Here is a 16,855-nt window from a genome sequence, read left to right on the forward strand (position 1 = left end):
CACGATCAATCTTCGTCCGGGAACATAAATCATCCCGGAAAAAACATTGACCGGGTACACATCACCGGTCCATGGTGGTCCCATGACCGAGACCCAGCGCAAGATCGGCTTCCTCGTCTGCCTCGTGACGATCGTTCTGGCCGTCCTGGACATGCAGATCGTGTCCGCGGCCACCGTCCCGATCGTCCGCGACCTCGACCCCGAACACGGCATCGACAAGATCCCCTGGCTGGTCAGCGCCTTCTCGCTGGCGTCTGCCGCGGTGCTCCCGCTGTACGGCAAGCTGTGCGACGTCCTCGGCGCCAAGCGCGTCTTCCTGGGCGCCGTGGGCTCGTTCCTCGTCGGCTCGGCGCTGTGCGGGGCGGCCCGGTCGATCGGGCAGCTGATCGCCGCCCGGGCCGTGCAGGGCATCGGCGCCGGTGGCCTGATGAGCGTCACGATGGTGGTGATCGCCCAGCTCAGAGGGCCCGGCGAGAAGGACTCCAAGGGCGCCGGCATGGGCGGGGTCGTCGCCGGTGGCGGCATGGCGGTCGGGCCGTGGATCGGCGGACTGCTCGCCGACCACGCGAGCTGGCGCTGGATCTTCTACATCAATCTGCCGCTCGGGCTGACCGTGCTGGCCCTGGGCGCTCTCGTCCTGAAGCTCCCCCGGCACGCCCGGCACCACCGCATCGACTTCCTCGGCGCGGGTCTGGCCGCCGCCTTCTCCACCGCGTTGCTGCTAGTCACCGAGTGGGGCGGCAAACAGTACGCCTGGTCGTCCCCGCAGATCGTGTCTCTGGCGCTGGCTTCGGCGGCCGCCCTCGGCCTGTTCCTGTGGCGTCAGGCCGCGGCCGCGGAGCCCATCCTGCCGCTGTCCATGTTCCGCGTCCGCGAGCTGCGCTGGGGCTTCGCGATACAGGGCCTGATGGGCGCGGCCATGGTGGGCTCGATGTACTACGTGATGGTCTATCTGCAGGTCGCCCGCGGGGTCGCCAGCTCCTCGGCGGGGCTGTATCTCCTGCCCATGGCGGCCGGCATGACGGCCGTGGGCATCGTCGCCGCCAAGCTGGCCGAACGCGGCTGGGCCGAACGCACGTTCGCGATAGGCGGCTCGGCCGTCGCCGCGGTCGCCTTCCTGCTCCTGGCCGGCCTCGGTGCCCACACCTCGCTGTGGCTGCTCCGCGCCGACCTGCTGCTGGTCGGCATCGGCTTCGGCCTGCTCCTCGGCCAGCTCATCCAGCTGGTCCAGGAGGCGGCCCCACGCCACCAGCTCGGCGTGGCCACCACCGCCATCCGCTTCTTCCAGACCCTGGGGACAGCCCTGGGCGCGGCCCTCTTCGGCACCCTCATCACCCGGCTCTACGACGGCCCCGGCCCCCTCGCCTCCCTGACGGGCGCGGCGCGGACGGCGGGGGTGGAGTCCTATGTCTCCGCGATGGACAGGGTGTTCCTCTGCGGGGCCGCCCTGATGGCGGTGTGCCTGGTGCTGGCGATGCTGCTGCCCAAGCCCCGCCCGGCCCAGGGCACTCCGGAACCGACGCGGGAGCCGGTGGCGGTGTGACGCCCACGACAAAGGCCCCGCCCATGGGGGCGGGGCCTTGATCGCCGTACAGGTGCCGCGAAGCCGTCGGCCACGCAGGCAAACGCGCCGGTGCCTACGCGAGCAGCGCCGGGATGGTCTCCTCGTGAGCCTTGCGCAGATCCTCCAGCGACACCTCGAACTCGCCCTGGAGCTCGACCGTGTCGCCGTCGACGACACCGATGCGGGTGGCGGGCAGGCCGCGCGCCCCGCACATGTCGTTGAAACGGAGCTCCTCGGAGCGCGGCACGGCCACCACGGCACGGCCCGCGGACTCGGAGAAGAGGAGAGTGAAGGCGTCGAGCCCGTCCGGCACGATCAGGCGGGCGCCCTTGCCGCCGAGCAGCGCCGACTCGACGACCGCCTGGATCAGACCTCCGTCGGACAGGTCGTGCGCGGAGTCGATCATGCCGTCGCGGGAGGCGGAGATCAGGATCTCGGCGAGCAGCCGCTCGCGCTCCAGGTCGACCTTCGGGGGCAGGCCGCCGAGGTGGTCGTGGACGACCTGCGACCAGGCCGAGCCGCCGAACTCCTCACGCGTGTCGCCGAGAAGGTAGAGCAGCTGGCCCTCCTCCTGGAAGGCGACGGGCGTACGGCGCGCGACATCGTCGATGACACCCAGCACGGCCACCACCGGGGTCGGGTGGATGGCCACCTCGCCGGTCTGGTTGTACAGGGAGACGTTGCCGCCGGTCACCGGGGTGCCGAGCTGCTGGCAGGCGTCGGCCAGGCCGCGGATGGCCTCCGCGAACTGCCACATCACCGCCGGGTCCTCGGGCGAGCCGAAGTTCAGGCAGTCGGAGACGGCGAGCGGCTTGGCGCCGGTCGTCGCCACGTTCCGGTACGCCTCGGAGAGGGCCAGCTGCGCGCCCGCGTACGGGTCGAGCTTGGCGTACCGGCCGTTGCCGTCGGTCGCGATGGCGACGCCGAGGCCGGTCTCCTCGTCGATCCGGATCATGCCGGAGTCCTCGGGCTGCGCGAGGACGGTGTTGCCCTGCACGAAGTGGTCGTACTGCGACGTGATCCACTTCTTCGAGGCCTGGTTGGGGGACGAGACCAGCTTCAGGACCTGGTCCTTCAGCTCCTGGCCCGTCTGCGGCCGGGGCAGCTTGTTCGCGTCGTCGGCCTGGAGGGCGTCCTGCCAGTCCGGGCGGGCGTACGGACGCTCGTAGACCGGGCCGTCGTGGGCGACGGTCCGCGGGTCGACGTCGACGATCTTGCCGCCGTGCCAGTAGATCTCCAGGCGGTCGCCGTCGGTCACCTCACCGATGACGGTGGCGATGACGTCCCACTTGTCGCAGATCTCCAGGAACCGGTCGACCTTCTCCGGCTCGACGACCGCGCACATGCGTTCCTGCGACTCGCTCATGAGGATTTCCTCGGGCGAGAGCGTGGAGTCGCGCAGCGGTACGTCGTCCAGCGTCACGCGCATGCCGCCGGAGCCGTTCGAGGCCAGCTCGGACGTGGCGCAGGACAGGCCTGCCGCGCCGAGGTCCTGGATGCCGACGACCAGCTTCTCCTGGAAGGCCTCCAGGGTGCACTCGATGAGGAGCTTCTCCTGGAAGGGGTCGCCGACCTGCACGGCCGGGCGCTTCGAGGGCTTGGCGTCGTCGAAGGTCTCGGAGGCGAGGATCGACGCGCCGCCGATGCCGTCGCCGCCCGTGCGGGCCCCGTACAGGATGACCTTGTTGCCCGCGCCGGACGCCTTGGCGAGGTGGATGTCCTCGTGCCGCATCACACCGATGGCACCGGCGTTGACGAGCGGGTTGCCCTGGTAACAGGCGTCGAAGACGACCTCGCCGCCGATGTTCGGCAGCCCCAGGCAGTTGCCGTAGCCGCCGATGCCGGCGACGACGCCCGGGAGGACGCGCCTGGTGTCGGGGTGATCGGCGGCGCCGAAGCGCAGCGGGTCGACGACGGCCACCGGCCGGGCGCCCATCGCGATGATGTCGCGGACGATGCCGCCCACGCCCGTGGCCGCGCCCTGGTAGGGCTCGACGTAGGACGGGTGGTTGTGCGACTCGACCTTGAAGGTGACCGCGTAGCCCTGGCCGACGTCCACGACGCCCGCGTTCTCGCCGATGCCCACGAGCAGCGCATCGGACTGGGGGGCCTTCTCGCCGAACTGGCGGAGGTGGACCTTCGAGGACTTGTAGGAGCAGTGCTCGGACCACATGACGGAGTACATGGCGAGCTCGGCACCGGTGGGCCGGCGGCCGAGGATCTCCACGACCCGCTCGTACTCGTCCTTCTTCAGGCCGAGTTCGGCCCAGGGCAGCTCGACGTCGGGGGTCTCGGTCGCGTGCTCGACCGTGTCCAGAGGCGTCCGGCTCATGCGTTGACCAGCTTCTTGAGGATCGAGGTGAAGAACGGGAGACCGTCGGTGCGGCCGGACCCGATGAGCGGCTCGACGGCGTGCTCCGGGTGCGGCATGAGGCCCACGACGTTGCCGGCCTCGTTGGTGATGCCGGCGATGTCGCGGAGCGAGCCGTTCGGGTTGCCGTATCCATCAGCGGCTTCGCCGCCGACCACGTACCGGAAGGCGACCCGGCCCTCGGCCTCGAGCTTGTCGAGGGTGTACTCGTCGGCGACGTACCGGCCGTCCATGTTCTTCAGCGGGATATGGATCTCCTGGCCCGCCTCGTAGTCGGCGGTCCAGGCGGTCTCCGCGTTCTCCACCCGCAGCTTCTGGTCGCGGCAGATGAAGTGGAGGTGGTCGTTGCCGAGCATCCCGCCCGGGAGCAGGTGGGCCTCGGTGAGGATCTGGAAACCGTTGCAGATACCCAGGACCGGGAGGCCGGCCTTCGCCTGCTCGATGACGGTCTCCATCACCGGCGAGAAGCGGGAGATGGCTCCGGCGCGCAGATAGTCGCCGTAGGAGAAACCGCCGGGCAGCACCACGGCGTCCACCTGGTGGAGGTTCTTGTCCTTGTGCCAGAGAGCGACGGGTTCGGCACCGGCGAGACGGATCGCACGCTGGGTGTCCCGGTCGTCGAGGCTGCCCGGGAAAGTGACGACGCCAATACGAGCGGTCACTTCGCGGCCCCCGCGACTGCTTCTTCCGACTCGACCTTGACGGTGAAGTCCTCGATCACGGTGTTGGCGAGGAAGGATTCCGCAAGGTCGTGGATGCGGGCGAGGGCGGCCTCGTCGACCGGCCCGTCAACTTCCAGTTCGAATCGCTTTCCCTGACGTACGTCGGAGATGCCTTCGAAACCCAGCCGCGGCAGTGCGCGCTGCACCGCCTGGCCCTGGGGGTCGAGGATCTCCGGCTTGAGCATGACGTCGACTACGACGCGTGCCACTGGCACTCCCGGTGGTGTGGTGCTGAGCAGGCTCCTGCAGGTGTCTCCAACAGGTGCCTTCAGACTACCCGCACAAAATTTCTACGCGAGTAGAGTTGTAGGAAGCTACGTGACGGCCATCACGATCCCGCATCGGAGGGGGACGTTCACGAAAAGTTACGGGAAAGATCCCCGAACAGCCCCGGATACCTATTGCGCTCGGACACGCGGACAGATTTAGTCGGGCTTCACAATGCATTCCGCGCACTGTACAAATGAATTGGAAATAGCCGAGACTCGGCACTTCACGACAGCTGAGCTGTATGTGGTGCCGGACGAAGGGACCGATATTCGTGGCGCAGAAGGTCGTGGTCACTCTCTTTGACGACATCGACGGCTCGGAAGCGGCGGAAACGATCGCCTTCGGACTCGACGGCAAGTCGTACGAGATCGACCTGAATGAAGCCAATGCCAAGAAACTGCGTAAGGCGCTCGCGCCCTACGTGGAGGCCGGCCGCAAGCGGTCGAGGTCCGGCAGGGCGTACAAGCAGACGGAGGTCGCCCCCGACCCCGCGGCGGTCCGCGCCTGGGCCCAGGCCAACAAGATGGAGGTGCCGGCCCGCGGCCGTATCCCCAAGAAGGTCTACGAGGCGTTCGCCGACGCGCAGTGACGCCCGGCGGGTCGCGCCCGCCGAACCGCACGCTCTGAACCACACGCTCTGAACGACACCCGCCGAGCCGTGGGCCGACGGCCGGTCACCCTCCCCTCGAACGAACCGACTTGCGCTGCACCCCTCCCGGTCGGCTAGAGTCTGGAGCACGCCGCGGGGCGAGGCCGAAAGGCCCAGCTCGCGGAGTACATGCGGGTGTAGTTCAGTAGCAGAACATCCCCCTTCCAGGGGGAAGGCGCAGTGTGCAATTCCTGTCACCCGCTCTGCATCGCCGTCCGACCACTGTTGTGGATCAGGTAGGCTGGTGCTCGCGCCGATCGGTGAGAGCCGGTCGGAGGCAATGCGGACGTAGCTCAGTTGGTAGAGCGCAACCTTGCCAAGGTTGAGGTCGCGAGTTCGAGCCTCGTCGTCCGCTCTGAATCAAGCCCCCCGGCTTCCACCGGGGGGCTTTTTCGTGCGTGGCGCGAGCTGCCCCCTGACATTTGTCATAGGGAGTGGTGACACCTCTCACTGCTGTCGGCCTCGGACCGCGGGGAGGCTGAGGGCATGGACACGAATGAACACGTGATCGAGGTCACCGACCTCCGGCGTGTGTACGGGGGCGGGTTCGAAGCGGTCCGTGGGGTCTCCTTCCACGTCGACCGCGGTGAGATCTTCGCGCTGCTGGGCACCAACGGCGCCGGAAAGACATCGACCGTGGAGTTGTTGGAGGGCCTCGCGCGGCCCGACGGCGGGCGAATCAAAGTGCTCGGCCACGACCCGTACACCGAGCGGGCCGCCGTACGGCCGCGCACCGGTGTGATGCTCCAGGAGGGTGGTTTTCCCTCCGAGCTGACCGTCGCCGAGACCGCGCGGATGTGGGCCGGCTGCGTGAGCGGAGCCCGCCCGGTCGGGGAGGCGCTGGCCCTGGTCGGGCTCGCCGGGCGGGCCGGCGTCCGGGTCAAGCAGCTCTCCGGGGGTGAGCGGCGACGCCTCGACCTGGCGCTCGCGGTCCTCGGAGAACCCGAGGTGCTGTTCCTCGACGAGCCGACGACCGGCCTGGACGCCGAGGGCCGCCGCGACACCTGGGACCTGGTGCGCGCCCTGCGCGACGCCGGTACGACGGTGCTGCTGACCACGCACTATTTGGAGGAGGCGGAGAACCTCGCCGACCGGCTGGCCATCCTGCACGAGGGCCGCATCGCGGCCACCGGGACACCCGCCGAGGTGACCGCGGCCCAGCCGTCCCGGATCGCCTTCGAACTGCCCGACGGGTACTTCGTGGGCGACCTGCCACCGCTGGGCGAGCTGGGCGTGTGCGGTCACGAGGCCGAGGGCCGCGTCGTACGGCTGCGCACCCGGGAGCTCCAGCGGGCCGCGACCGGGCTGCTGGTGTGGGCCGAGCGGGCCGGCGTCGAACTGCGCAGGCTGGACGTGCGGTCGGCCTCGTTGGAGGAGGCGTTCCTGGGGATCGCCCGGGAGGCGTCGAACAGCGACGAGGCCGAGGAGGTCGCGGCATGAGCGGGGCAACGGTGAAGGACTCCGGGAACCGGGGCGCGGCCACCCGTGCGGTCAGGCGTCCGGGCACGACTTCCGCGAGCCGCATGGCCGCCCTCGCGCGCGCCGAGCTGACGCTGCTCGGACGCAGCAAGAGCACCATCGTCGCGGCCGTGTTCGTGCCGCTGGTGCTGCCGGTCAGCCTGGCGTCGGTCGTCGACGACATGGAGGTGGAGGACGCCGGGCTCAGCGTCGGCCTGGTGCTGCTGCCCGCCGCGATCGGGTTCTCACTGCTGTTCGGGGTGTACTCGGCGCTGACGGCCATCTACACCGCCCGGCGCGAGGAGTTGGTGCTGAAGCGGCTGCGCACCGGCGAGCTGCGGGACACCGAGATCCTCGGCGGATCGGCGCTGCCGGTCCTCGCCACCGGGTTGGCGCAGTCCCTGCTGCTGGTGGCCGGCTCGGCGGTCCTGCTCCACGTGCCGGCCCCCGAAGCGCCCCATCTCGCCGTCCTGGGGCTGCTGTTGGGCCTGGTGATGTGCGCGGCGTTCGCGGCGGTCACGGCGGCGGTGACCCGGACCGTGGAGAGCGCGCAGGTCACCACGATGCCGATGGTGCTCGTGTCGATGACCGGCTCCGGAGTGGCCGTCCCCCTGGAACTGCTGCCCGACCGGCTCGCCTCCGTCTGCGAACTGCTGCCGCTGTCACCGGTGATCACCCTGATCCGCGGCGGCTGGACCGGAAGCCTGTCGGCGTACGAGGCCCTGGGCGCCCTGGCGACCGCGCTGGCCTGGACGGTGCTGGCGGTGTTTGCTGTACGGCGGTGGTTCCGGTGGGAGCCGAGGCGCTGAGGGACGGGGGCGGGGGAACGGTGTTCGGCTGGATACGGGGGTGGCAGCGACGCCACTGGCGGGAGCGCAGCAAGGCGGAGCGGGTCGAGCTGCAGAGCGTGATCACCTGGTACGCCACGACCTGGTTCTTCTCCCTGTTCTGGCTGGCGCTGCCGCTGGTGGGCGGGCTTGACCACCGGCCCCTGCCGATGGCCGTCGGCGGGCTGCTGCTGCTCCTGGGCGCCCTGCAGTGCGTGGAGGCGAACCGGCTCACCCGGTCGGTGCTCGACCACTACCTGGGCCGCACCGAACTCCCGCCCCGCGCGCTGCGCCCCGCTGCCGTCCTGCTGGCCCTGGAGCTGGCGCTGACCGTGGCTCTGGCCGCGCTGGGTGGCACCGACGCGGCGGCGATCAGGCTGTTCATCGGTGCCGCTCTGTTGCCCTTCGGGCTGCTGTACGGGCTCGTCGCCCCCATACGGGTGTTCCTGCGCCGGTCCGCCGTGCTCGCCGTGGTGCTCATGGCCGTGTTCGCCTGGGCCGACCCGGACCCCGCCGGGATCGTGATGGCCGGGGTGCTGACCGCGTTCGGCGCGCTCTTCTCGCTGCTCGCCTGCCGCTGCGGTGCCTGGACCCTGTCCGTGCTCTGGGAGGCGGAACGGGCCCGCGAGGTCGAGGCCCGGCTCGCCGTCGCCGAGGAGCGGCTGCGGTTCGGGCGGGATCTGCACGACGTGATGGGCCGGAATCTGGCGGTGATCGCCCTGAAGAGCGAGCTGGCCGTGCAACTGGCCCGGCGCGGGCGGCCGGACGCCGTGGAGCAGATGATCGAGGTGCAGCGCATCGCGCAGGAGTCGCAGCGCGAGGTACGCGATGTCGTACGGGGATACCGGGAGGCCGACCTGGGAGTCGAACTCGCGGGGGCGCAGGGGGTGTTGAAGGCGGCCGGGATCAGCTGCGAGGTGAGCGGGGAGGCCGGCGGACTGCCCGCCGAGGTGCAGTCCGCGCTCGGCTGGGTGGTGCGGGAGACCACCACCAACGTGCTGCGGCACGGAGACCCCGGGCAGTGCACGGTGGCGTTGCGAAGGACGGAGGGACACGTGGTGCTGACGGTGGAGAACGACGGTGCCGGGTCCACCGCCGGAGACGGCGGGTCGGGGCTCGCCGGACTGCGGGAACGGTTGCGGAGGGTCGACGGGACGCTGGAGGCCGGGCTCGTCGGGGCGGGCGTGTTCCGTGTGGTCGCCGAGGTGCCGCTGAGCGGGAAGGTCGCTGTGAGAGAGGTCACTTCATGACGGTGCGTGTACTGCTCGCCGACGACGAGCACCTCATCCGGGGTGCGCTCGCCGCGCTGCTCTCCCTGGAGGACGACCTGGTGATCGTCGCCGAGGCGGCCACCGGACCGGAGGCGCTGGCGATGGCGCGGGCCCACCGGCCCGACGTGGCCGTCCTGGATCTTCAGATGCCGGGCGCGGACGGTGTGAAGGTCGCCACATCCCTGCGCACCGAACTGCCCGGCTGCCAGGCACTGATCGTCACGAGCCACGGCCGGCCCGGGCATCTCAAGCGGGCCCTCGCGGCGGGTGTGCGCGGGTTCGTCCCGAAGACGGTGAGCGCGCAGCGGCTCGCGGAGATCATCCGTACGGTGCACGCCGGGAACCGTTACGTCGACCCGGAGTTGGCGGCCGACGCGATCGCCGCCGGGGACTCGCCGCTGACCTCGCGCGAGGCGGAGGTGCTCGAACTCGCCGCCGACGGGGCGCCCGTCGCGGAGATCGCCGAGCGGGCCGCGCTGTCGCAGGGGACTGTGCGGAACTATCTGTCGTCGGCCGTGTCCAAGCTCGGGGCGGAGAACCGGCACGCGGCGGTGCGGCTCGCGCGGGAGCGGGGTTGGGTATAGTTGGCCTCGCGCCATGGCGCAGTGCGGACGTAGCTCAGTTGGTAGAGCGCAACCTTGCCAAGGTTGAGGTCGCGAGTTCGAGCCTCGTCGTCCGCTCCATCGCAAAGGCCCCGGTCATCGACCGGGGCCTTTCGCGTCATGCCCAGCGGGTGCCCGTGAGACGTTCGTACGCCTCGATGTACTTCGCGCGGGTCGCGTCCACGATGTGCTGGGGAAGGGGCGGCGGGGGCTGCTCGCTCGTGCGGTCCCAGCCGGACTCGGCCGAGGTCAGCCAGTCGCGCACGAACTGCTTGTCGTACGAGGGCTGGGCGCGGCCGGGCTGCCACTGGTCGGCGGGCCAGAAGCGGGAGGAGTCCGGGGTGAGGACCTCGTCGGCGACGACCAGGTTCTCGCCCTCGTAGCCGAACTCGAACTTGGTGTCGGCGAGGATGATGCCCCGGTCGCGGGCGATGTCGCGGGCGCGGCCGTACACGGCGAGGGTCGCCTGGCGCAGCTGGGCGGCGGTGTCGGCGCCGACCTGCCGGGCGACCTCCTCGTAGGAGACGTTCTCGTCGTGCTCGCCGACGGCCGCCTTGGTGGCGGGGGTGAAGATCGGGGCCGGGAGCTCGCTGCCGTCGACCAGGCCCTCGGGAAGGGCGAGGCCGCAGACCGTGCGGGACTCCTTGTACTCGGCGAGGCCCGAGCCGGTGAGGTAGCCGCGGGCCACGCACTCGACGGGGACCATGCGCAGCGACTTGCAGATCAGCGTGCGGCCGGCCCAGTCGGCGGGGGCGCCGGCGGGCAGCTCCGTGCTCAGGACGTGGTTCGGGACCAGGTCGGAGAGCTGGTCGAACCACCACAGGGAGAGCTGGGTGAGGACGCGGCCCTTGTCGGGGATCTCGGTCGGCAGCACCCAGTCGAAGGCGGACGTACGGTCGCTGGCCACCATCACGAGGTCGCCCGCCTCGTTCTGGTACAGCTCGCGCACCTTGCCGGTGTGCAGATGCACCAGGCCCGGCACCTGAAGGGGCTCGGGCTTCTCTACGAATCCGGACACGGTTCCTCCCCGTGGTTTGAAGCAAGAGGGGCCCGCAGGGCTCGAGCAGGGTGGTGGTGGGAGACGGGCGGGCCTAGGGCCTTGATTGTCCCGTATGGGTGGCCGGCCGTGGGCAGCGGGTCAGTCGCGTTTGCAGATGCGGTCCAGGAGGTTGGCGGTGGCGCGTTGGATGCGGGGGTCCACATGGCCGGGGCGGTCCAGGGCCGGGGACCAGGCGAAGGTTCCGGAGGCGAAGACCAGGGCACCGGAGGGGGCGCGGTAGAGGGAGGTCTCCTGGTGGCGGAGGATGCCCTCGCTGTCGGTGTACGGGGAGTGCGCGAGGAGGATGCGATCCTCGTGGGGCGGGAGGGGCGTGCGCGGGAAGTAGCGGTCGGCCTCGCCCGCGACCAGGTCCTCGATCCCGTCGCCCTCGCGTGCGCCGGTCGCCTCCCACAGCCAGTGGGTCGCGTTGCGCACGATCAGCGGGTGCGGGTCGGGCACCCGGCCCGCGTACTGGATGCCGACCAGCTGCTGCTCGGCGCGGTCGATGTCCCGCCAGAGGACGGGCTTGCCGGGCCCCTTGCGCTTGCGGCAGGTGAGCAGACGGCCGGGCACTCCGGACGGGGACGCCCCCAACTCCACCTGCCAGTACAGGGAGTTCGCGGACAGGAACACCAGCGAGATGCCGCTGTCGCGGGCGAGTTCCACGGTGCGGCGCATGTTCGTCGACCAGTACTCGTCGTGGCCGGGGAAGACCAGGCCGCGGTAACGGGTGGGGTCGATGTGACCGGCGTGCAGGTCGCGGGCGTCTGCGTAGGCGAGGTCGTAGCCGTAGCGCTCGGCCCAGCGGATGAAGTCGTAGGCGTGGCCGACATGGAGGGGGAGGCCGGCGCCCGCGTAGGGCCGGTCGAAGGAGACCGTGGTCGCGGCGTCGGCCTCGCCGAGAAGGCGGCCCTTCTCGTCCCAGGCGTGGTAGAGGCTGGCGCCGGTGCGGCCGTCCTCGGGGTAGAGGTTGTAGGCCTGCCAGGTGACGTCGGGAAGGACCAGGAGCAGGTCGGCGGGGTGCTGGTCGCGGACCGTGAAGGGGACGTGGGAGCGGTAGCCGTCGGCGGTGGTGAGAACGGCGACGTACGCGCCGACGTTCCAGTACGACGGCACCTGTAGGCGCCAGGAGAGCCACCAGTGGTGGCAGGAGACCGTGCGGTCGGCGGTCAGGGGCGGGGGCTGGACGATGCCGGAGAGGCGCGGGCTGGTGGTGATCTTGGCGGCGCCGTCGCCGTCGTAGTGGCCTATGCGGTAGATGTCGACGCTGAATTCCTGCGGCGGGTCGACCGTGACGTGGAAGTCGACGGCGTCGCCGGGGGCGACGGCACCGGTGGAGATGAAGCCCTTGATCTGGCGGCCGACGTCGTCGGCGGAGCGAGGGCCGCCTGCCGCGGTCCGGGGGGCGGGGACGCGGGGGGTGCCCCGGCGGGTGGGGGCGGGGGCCTGGTCCACGTACCAGGGGACGACGTGGCCGGTGTCGTCGAAATACGTCTCGCTGCCGCGCAGCCACGGGACGGGGCCCTGCCCGAAGGGGTCCGTCACGGCGTGGGCCAGCGCTCCCGACTCCCATCGGCGGATGTGCTCCGGTCCTGGTCCGGGTCCCATGGTGCTCCCCTCCCTTGTGCCCCCGCGATGGTTCGTGCGTACGTGACGGCCGTGCGCGCTGTCCTATGTCGCATGTCCTATGTCGCAAGCCCTTGCCATGGGCCGTATCGGTCCCAGCACATCACATAACGCGCGCAGACAGTCACTATTCGTTGCGAATTGGCCAAAAGTGGAATCTGGTGCTCCGTTAGGTATTCGCTGGTGCTTCGGCGGGGGCGGGCGGGGGGCGGCGCGTGTGGGCACGGGTGCGGGCAGGGTGCGGGCGGGCGGACACGTGCGCGGGCAGCGGTGTGGCTTCGCGGTGCGTCGCGCTCAGCCGAGCCGTACCGGCTTCTCCGGGCGTATGCCCAGCTCCACGAGCCAGGTGCGCAGGGGGATCGCGTCGCCGTCCTCGACGAGGCTGAGGACGCGGGGGGCCAGGTCGGCCACACGTTCGCCGTCGACCAGGAGGGTCGGTCCGTCGAGCCAGTCGAGGCCCGGGGTCGCGCCGACTGTGTCCATCGCGGCGCAGCAGACCATCGCCGTGACGTGGTCGGCGAGCAACTCGCGGTCGGTGCGCGGGGGCTGGAGTGGGAACAGGGGGAGCGCGTCGTCGTCCCAGAGGGCCATGTCGGGGCCCTGCCCGGGCAGCGGGGGGCCCGTCGGAGCGGGGGGCGCGGCTGCGTCGGCCACAGCCTCCTCCCGACCGACCTCGACACCGAGCCGAGCGGCCAGGGCGGCGCTGCGGGGGTTGGCGGGCGGGGGGTCCTCGCCGTCGGCGGTGAAGTCGGGGTCGGCTGAGGCGTGGGACGCCGCCGGGGCGGGGGTGGCGGGACATCCCTCCGGGGCAGGAGTGGCTGATGTTCCTGCGGGGGCGGATGGGGCGGAGCGGAAGGACGTCGGTCCGGATTCGGGAGCGGAGGGAGTGCTCGGCCACTCCGTCAGCGGGGGTGTGAGGGTCGGAGGGGTCGCGTTCGCCGGACGAGGCGCGTTGGTCAGGCGGGAGCCGCCTGCCGACTCGGGGTGGCCCCCCGACTCGGGATGGTCCGCCGACTCGGGATGGTCCGCCGACTGGGGTCGGCCCGTCGGATGGAGCGGGCCCGTCGGATGGAGCGGGTCCGCCGACTGGGGCGGGTCCGACGGGGCGGCCGGGTCCGGGGGGACAACCATGTCTGTCGGGTACGGCGTGCCCGTCGGGCACGGTGTGTCCGTCCGGGGGGCCGTGCCCGTCGGGCACGGTGTGTCCGTCCGGGGGGCCGTGCCCGTCGGGCACGGTGTGTCCGTCCGGGGGGCCGTGCCCGTCGGGCACGGTGTGTCCGTCCGGGGGGCCGTGCCCGTCGGACAGCGGGTTTCCATGGGAGCGGCCGCGTCCGTCGGACAGGCTATGTCCGCGACGTGGGCCCCGCCCGCCACCTGGGTCCCGTCCGGGGCGTGGGTCCCGTCCGGGGCGTGGGTCCCGTCCGGGGCGTGGGTCCCGTCCGGGGCGTGGGTCCCGTCCGGGGCGTGGGTCCCGTCCGGGGCGTGGGTCCCGTCGGGGGCGTGGGGCTCCGCCGCCTGGGGCCTGTCCGTCAGGTGGTCCAGGACTCGGGCCAGGGTGGGGCCACCGGGGTGGGTGGTGGTCGTGGGGTCGGGAGTGCGGCGGACGCCGAGGGCGTCGAGGACGCGGTGGAGCCGGGCCGCGTCGGTGCGCCACTTGCGGTCGACGACCTCGTCCGGGTAGTCCTCCCAGGCCACCGGCGACCAGTCCGGGCCGGGCTCCGCGGGCCCACCGTGGAAGAGGCGGGCGGCGAGCAGCGAGGCGGCCTCGTCGATGCTGCCGGGCTCCTCGAGCAGGTCACAGGCGGGCCGCTCACCGAGGCGGGAGGCGAAGCCCTCGGCCAGGCGGTCGCGTCGGGACAGTTCGGTGAGGGCGGCGACGACTCCCGCGTCCAGCCGGGAGGGCCAGCGGCCCATCCGCCAGGCGGGCAGCGCCACGCGCGTCAGGAGCCGGTCCCAGCCCGCGTACGCCAGGCCCACCTGCTCCTGGGCGACGATCCGCAGCCCGTAATCCACAGCCTGTGCGCGCTCGGCCGCCGCGGCGGCCACGCCCCGCTCCATCTCCGCGGCGTGGACCTGGCAGCCGCGCAGCATCAGACGCGCGGCCCAGCCGATGCCCGAGCAGGCCGGGCGGAGCACGGGATACCGGTTGCCCCGGTAGGCGCAGCCGGCCACCGCGGCGTCCAGTCCGCGCACGAAGCGCCGGGCGGCCGCTATGTCGGGGTGCGCGGAAGGTCCCGTACCGGCGACGACCGGGGCGAGGACGGCGCGCAGCTCGCCGACGCGCATCCACCACAGGAACGGGGAGCCGATGACGAGGACCGGCGCCGCTGTCGTACGACGGTGGAGGGGGCCGTGGAAGCCGCCCGGGCCGGCTATCTCGTCACCGTCGCGGGGCGGGGGCGGGCCGTGGCCCGGGTGCGTGCGGTCCTCCAGCCAGCTGTCGCAGTCCGGGGTGAGCGCTATCGCGGAGGGCGCCGGAACGTCGAGGCGGTCGGCGAGATCACGGACCAGCCGGTACAGGTCGGGGGCCGACTCCTCGGCGATCGCGACCGTGGGACTGACGGCGGGCCGGGCCCGCGCCACGACCAGGCCGACGACTCCGGCGGCGAGCAGCACGACGGCCGCGACGACGGAGATGGCCCAGCGGGCGGCGCCCCAGCCCTGGCCAACGAAATGCCCGGTGGAACCGCCCGCGAGCAGGATCACCGCGGCTGCCGCGGGCAGCAGTGCGACGGCGAGCGCCCGGCTGCGGATGCGCAGCACGGCAAGCGCCCTGGCACGCGCGGCCTGTGCGCCCATCTCCACACCCATACCGGTCACGACCGGACCTCACCCCCTCCCTGCAGTCCTGTTTCCCCCGGCTGTCTTCGCAGTGCTCACTCCCCCACTGTGGCACCGACCACTGACATCGCAATGCCGGTGGGCCAAGTGCCGGAACGAGTACCGGGACGCTTGCGCCGCACCCTAGTTGGCGCTCCGGCCCCCGTCAGCCGGATAGCTCAGCGCTCACTCGATGGAATGGCCTTGGGGAAAGGTGAACGACTGTGGGCAACGATCAGGCCCCGGGTTCCATGGGCCCTCCGTGAGGAGTTCCATGAGGCCCGGGGCCTGGGAGATATCTGCTGAGACGCGCGTGACGCGCCCGCCGGTGCGTATGCGGGACGCGTGTTACGCGCCCGCCGCCGCCTTCGCAGCGATGTCCGTACGGTGCTGGGAACCGTCGAGACCGATGCGCGCGACCGCTTTGTACGCGCGCTCGCGGGCCTCGGCGAGGTCGGTGCCGGTCGCGGTGACGGACAGCACACGGCCACCGGCGCTGACGACCGTCTCGTCGTCGTACTTCGTCCCGGCGTGCAGGACGTACGCGTGCGGGGCGTCTTCGGCGGCCACCTCGGCGAGGCCGGTGATCGGGTCGCCGGTGCGCGGGGTGCCGGGGTAGTTGTGCGAGGCGATGACGACGGTGACGGCCGAGTCGTCGCTCCAGCGCAGGGGCGGCAGGTCGGCGAGGTCGCCGGTGGCCGCGGCCTTCAGCACTCCGGCCAGCGGGGTCTTCAGGCGGGCCAGGACGACCTGCGTCTCCGGGTCGCCGAAGCGAGCGTTGAACTCGATGACACGGACCCCGCGGCCGGTGATCGCGAGGCCGGCGTAGAGCAGGCCGGAGAAGGGGGTGCCGCGGCGGCGCATCTCGTCGACGGTCGGCTGGAGAACGGTCTCCAGGATCTCCTCGACCAGCTTCGGGTCGGCCCAGGGCAGCGGCGAGTAGGCGCCCATGCCGCCCGTGTTCGGGCCCTCGTCGCCGTCGAGCGCGCGCTTGAAGTCCTGGGCGGGCTGGAGCGGGACGACGGTCTCGCCGTCGGTGATCGCGAAGAGGGAGACCTCCGGGCCGTCGAGGAACTCCTCGATGACGACCCTCCCCCGCTGCCCGGACGGCGCGGGAGGTGCCCCCACACAGGCGGCCGCGTGCGCCGCGGCGGACTCCAGGTCGTCCGTGACGACGACGCCCTTGCCGGCGGCCAGACCGTCGTCCTTGACGACGTACGGCGCACCGAAGGCGTCGAGGGCCTCGGCGACCTCCTCGGGGGTGGTGCAGACGTAGGAGCGGCCGGTCGGCACGCCGGCCGCGGCCATCACGTCCTTGGCGAACGCCTTGGAGCCCTCCAGCTGGGCGGCCTCCTTCGAGGGGCCGAACACCGGGATGCCCGCCTCGCGCACGGCGTCGGCGACCCCCGCGACCAGGGGCGCCTCCGGGCCCACGACGACCAGCTCGGCGCCGAGCTCGACGGCCAGCGCGGACACGGCCTTGCCGTCGAGGGCGTCGACCTGGTGCAGCTCGGCGACCTCGGCGATGCCGGCGTTGCCGGGGGCGCAGTGCAGCGCGGTGACGGCGGGGTCGAGGGACAGTGAGCGGCACAGGGCGTGTTCGCGGGCGCCGCTGCCGATGACGAGGACGTTCACG

General features: G+C 71.7%; 13 protein-coding genes and 3 tRNA genes. 9 read left to right on the plus strand and 7 right to left on the minus strand.

Annotated features, from left to right (window positions below; genetic code table 11):
- Positions 1–82 precede the first annotated feature (82 nt).
- Positions 83–1,543: an MFS transporter gene (locus OG289_RS24605; RefSeq protein WP_327316200.1), complete on the plus strand. Its 1,461-nt coding sequence runs from the start codon at positions 83–85 to the stop codon at positions 1,541–1,543.
- Between the two features lie 94 nt (positions 1,544–1,637).
- On the opposite strand, the gene purL is transcribed toward OG289_RS24605, so the two are convergent.
- Genes purL through purS form a run of 3 tightly spaced genes read right to left on the minus strand, consistent with a single transcriptional unit; the run spans position 1,638 to position 4,866 of the window.
- Entirely contained in the window at positions 1,638–3,896 is a 2,259-nt protein-coding gene (purL, locus tag OG289_RS24610) for a phosphoribosylformylglycinamidine synthase subunit PurL (protein WP_327316201.1), read from the minus strand.
- On the minus strand, positions 3,893–4,597 hold the full coding sequence (purQ, locus tag OG289_RS24615; RefSeq protein ID WP_327316202.1) for a phosphoribosylformylglycinamidine synthase subunit PurQ: 705 nt from the start codon (positions 4,595–4,597) through the stop codon (positions 3,893–3,895). Before purQ ends, purL begins: the two co-directional genes overlap by 4 nt.
- Entirely contained in the window at positions 4,594–4,866 is a 273-nt protein-coding gene (purS, locus tag OG289_RS24620; protein ID WP_020131278.1) for a phosphoribosylformylglycinamidine synthase subunit PurS, read from the minus strand. The genes purQ and purS overlap by 4 nt, the downstream gene beginning before the upstream one ends.
- 332 nt (positions 4,867–5,198) lie before the next feature.
- Here purS and OG289_RS24625 point away from each other — a divergent pair, with 332 nt between their 5' ends.
- The 8 genes from OG289_RS24625 (at position 5,199) to OG289_RS24660 (ending at position 9,815) form a co-directional block, all read left to right on the plus strand.
- Positions 5,199–5,516: a histone-like nucleoid-structuring protein Lsr2 gene (locus tag OG289_RS24625; RefSeq protein WP_319344059.1), complete on the plus strand. Its 318-nt coding sequence runs from the start codon at positions 5,199–5,201 to the stop codon at positions 5,514–5,516.
- 191 nt (positions 5,517–5,707) lie between these two features.
- Positions 5,708–5,779: transfer RNA gene (locus OG289_RS24630), tRNA-Gly, on the plus strand.
- Between the two features lie 79 nt (positions 5,780–5,858).
- Positions 5,859–5,931, plus strand: a tRNA-Gly gene (locus OG289_RS24635).
- 131 nt (positions 5,932–6,062) lie between these two features.
- Complete coding sequence (locus OG289_RS24640; RefSeq protein WP_327316203.1) at positions 6,063–7,016, plus strand: ABC transporter ATP-binding protein; 954 nt, start codon at positions 6,063–6,065, stop codon at positions 7,014–7,016.
- A gap of 83 nt (positions 7,017–7,099) precedes the next feature.
- Complete coding sequence (locus tag OG289_RS24645) at positions 7,100–7,843, plus strand: ABC transporter permease (protein ID WP_327320790.1); 744 nt, start codon at positions 7,100–7,102, stop codon at positions 7,841–7,843.
- Positions 7,825–9,111, plus strand: coding sequence for a sensor histidine kinase (locus tag OG289_RS24650; protein WP_327316204.1), 1,287 nt, complete (start codon positions 7,825–7,827; stop codon positions 9,109–9,111). The genes OG289_RS24645 and OG289_RS24650 overlap by 19 nt, the downstream gene beginning before the upstream one ends.
- On the plus strand, positions 9,108–9,716 hold the full coding sequence (locus tag OG289_RS24655) for a response regulator transcription factor (RefSeq protein WP_327316205.1): 609 nt from the start codon (positions 9,108–9,110) through the stop codon (positions 9,714–9,716). The genes OG289_RS24650 and OG289_RS24655 overlap by 4 nt, the downstream gene beginning before the upstream one ends.
- A 23-nt stretch (positions 9,717–9,739) precedes the next feature.
- Positions 9,740–9,815, plus strand: a tRNA-Gly gene (locus tag OG289_RS24660).
- A gap of 37 nt (positions 9,816–9,852) precedes the next feature.
- On the opposite strand, the gene OG289_RS24665 is transcribed toward OG289_RS24660, so the two are convergent.
- From OG289_RS24665 to purD, 4 genes are all read right to left on the minus strand, one after another.
- Positions 9,853–10,752: a phosphoribosylaminoimidazolesuccinocarboxamide synthase gene (locus OG289_RS24665; protein WP_327316206.1), complete on the minus strand. Its 900-nt coding sequence runs from the start codon at positions 10,750–10,752 to the stop codon at positions 9,853–9,855.
- A 120-nt stretch (positions 10,753–10,872) separates the two neighbouring features.
- A complete protein-coding gene (locus tag OG289_RS24670; RefSeq protein WP_327316207.1) occupies positions 10,873–12,381 on the minus strand; it encodes a N,N-dimethylformamidase beta subunit family domain-containing protein in 1,509 nt (502 codons plus the stop codon).
- Positions 12,382–12,693: 312 nt separating this feature from the next.
- Positions 12,694–15,210: a hypothetical protein gene (locus OG289_RS24675; protein WP_327320791.1), complete on the minus strand. Its 2,517-nt coding sequence runs from the start codon at positions 15,208–15,210 to the stop codon at positions 12,694–12,696.
- A 357-nt stretch (positions 15,211–15,567) separates the two neighbouring features.
- Positions 15,568–16,854 carry a phosphoribosylamine--glycine ligase gene (gene purD, locus OG289_RS24680; RefSeq protein ID WP_327316208.1) on the minus strand — a complete coding sequence of 429 codons (1,287 nt, stop codon included), beginning with the start codon at positions 16,852–16,854 and terminating at the stop codon, positions 15,568–15,570.
- Between the last annotated feature and the right edge of the window lies 1 nt (position 16,855).

Source organism: Streptomyces sp. NBC_01235 (assembly GCF_035989285.1).
GTDB lineage: Bacteria > Actinomycetota > Actinomycetes > Streptomycetales > Streptomycetaceae > Streptomyces.